We start from the raw sequence: 2,009 nt of genomic DNA, 5'->3' as shown, positions 1-2,009 counted from the left end.
GGGGTCGGGGTCGGCGTGGGGGTCGGCGTCGGGTTGATGATCACGTCGCCGCCGGTGCCGGGCGAAGCGATGTCGTCCGCGCCGCAGGCAGCCAGCGCCGCGCAGGCGCAGCCCGCCATCAGGATATTATGGATACGGTTGATCTTGGCCATGTCGTCTCCGCTCCGGCTTCTGCCGGGTTTGTTGCGATGCGGAGCGCAAGGGGGAAAAGCGAATCGGACAACGCCCCCTGTCGCCCTCGGAAGCGGCAGGTAGGCGCGGTAAATGACAGCCTCATTTTCCTTTTATGACATATCGGGGTCGGTAAAATTACAGTTCAAAGACAGTGGCCCAACCGCCACAGCCAACAGAAAGGGGCGCCGTCCACCGGACGACGCCCCTGCGCGTGCCACTGAAACAGGGCGTTCAGCGCATCGCATAGCTCGTATTCAGGCGGGCCGAAGCGCGCTGCGCGATCGAGCGCGAGGATTCCTCGCTGCCATCGGCCAGCACCAGCGTCATGTCGGGCACGCGCGCCACCGCGGCATAGGCCTCACGCGCATCGCTGGTGCGCCCCATCCCCGCATAGGCATTGCCCAGGTTGATCAGGCGCGCCGGATCGTTGATGGTGTCGGGCCAGACCGCCTGCAGCTTCCCGGCGGCCTTGTCGAAATCATGGGCGAGCAGCGCCGACGCGGCCAGACCCGCATCCGGCACGACGCTGACGATCACGTCATCCGCCGCCGACGCCATGGCTGGCACTGCCGAAGCCAGAAGAATGCCCGATACTGCCGCCGCCTTGAACATCGATTTTCTCCGAAAAAAACTTTTTAACATAGCCGGAATTATTTCATCTTGATGACATCGGCACAAGATCAGGCATGGGCGTCGATTCCATTTTATATAGACGAAATTTCATTGTCTTATGCGTTTTTCACATCAATGTCATAAAAGTGAAATCGAATGCGGCATGCAAATTTCGCCCGATTCGAATCGCATCATGGACGCGCAAAAAGGCCATGCGCCGCAAGCGGCGTGGCCTGAAAAAACATCGCTGATGGATTGGGTCCGGAGGCTTCTGTTGCCCGGCGCCTCCGGGGGCCGCTGAATTCCCTTCTGTTGCCCGGTGGGTTCAACCGCGCTATTTTAGAGTAATGTCAGGCCGTGAGGCCCTCAATTACGCTGCAATGGCGAGTGCTTCGTTATCGTTGGCACTTGTGAGTTTTGCACAGTTTAACGGCTTACACGGGCCGGGTAAAAGCATCGCCTTTGAACACACGTCGATCCTAGTTCGGCCCCATCAGACACCCCGCCAGACCAAAGGCCTTCCGGGACATGTGGTGGAACCGCCGGGTACTGCCCCCGGGTCCGCTGCGTCTATTATACGACACGATTTATCACCATAGCCGGGCGAGCCCGGCACCCCCTATATGGCGGCGGCCGCGCCATTTATCAAGCCGGTGTTGGGTGATGGAGGTAGCAAATGTGTATCGTGGCACTGGCCTGGCGGGCGCACCCGCGCTGGCAGCTCGTCCTGATCGGCAATCGCGACGAATATCATGCCCGCCCCGCCGCCGCGATGGCGCGCTGGGACGACCGGCCGGGGCTGATCGCCGGGCGCGACCTGCAATCGGGCGGCACCTGGCTCGGCGCAGACGAGGATGGCCGCGTCGCCGTCATCACCAATTTGCGCGGCTTCGGCGATCCCCTGCCCGACCGCGCCTCACGCGGCGCACTGGTGACCGACCTGCTGACCGGCAGCGGCACCTATGCCGATCCTAACACTGCGGCACTCGACGATTTCAACCCGTTCAACCTGCTGCTCGCCGACCGCGGCCGGCTCCTCTTCCTCACCAATCGCCCCGAACCCCAGCGCAGCCTGCTCGCACCCGGCCTCTACGGCCTTTCCAACGGTCCGCTCGACCAGCCCTGGCCCAAGACGCTCGCGCTCAAGGACGCGATGCTGCAATGGCTGGTCGCCGGCGCGACCGATCCCGAAAACCTGTTCAACGCCCTGCGCCGCGAGACCC

Annotated in this window: 2 protein-coding genes and 1 other RNA gene; 1 reads left to right on the top strand and 2 read right to left on the bottom strand. The window is 62.6% G+C overall.

What is annotated here, in order from left to right; genetic code table 11:
• Positions 1 to 405: 405 nt before the first annotated feature.
• Entirely contained in the window at positions 406 to 786 is a 381-nt protein-coding gene (locus tag CG471_RS29705; RefSeq protein ID WP_099234653.1) for a hypothetical protein, read from the bottom strand.
• 298 nt (positions 787 to 1,084) lie between these two features.
• Positions 1,085 to 1,439: a transfer-messenger RNA gene (gene ssrA / locus CG471_RS29700) on the bottom strand.
• Between the two features lie 23 nt (positions 1,440 to 1,462).
• On the opposite strand from ssrA, the gene CG471_RS29695 reads away from it, so the two are divergent.
• On the top strand, positions 1,463 to 2,009 hold a 547-nt coding region (locus CG471_RS29695), incomplete at its 3' end, for an NRDE family protein (RefSeq protein WP_099234652.1).

Origin of the sequence: Sphingobium sp. IP1 (genome assembly GCF_002708645.1) — a bacterium.
Classification (GTDB): domain Bacteria; phylum Pseudomonadota; class Alphaproteobacteria; order Sphingomonadales; family Sphingomonadaceae; genus Sphingobium; species Sphingobium yanoikuyae.
This window is presented reverse-complemented; position numbering and strand designations above follow the sequence as displayed.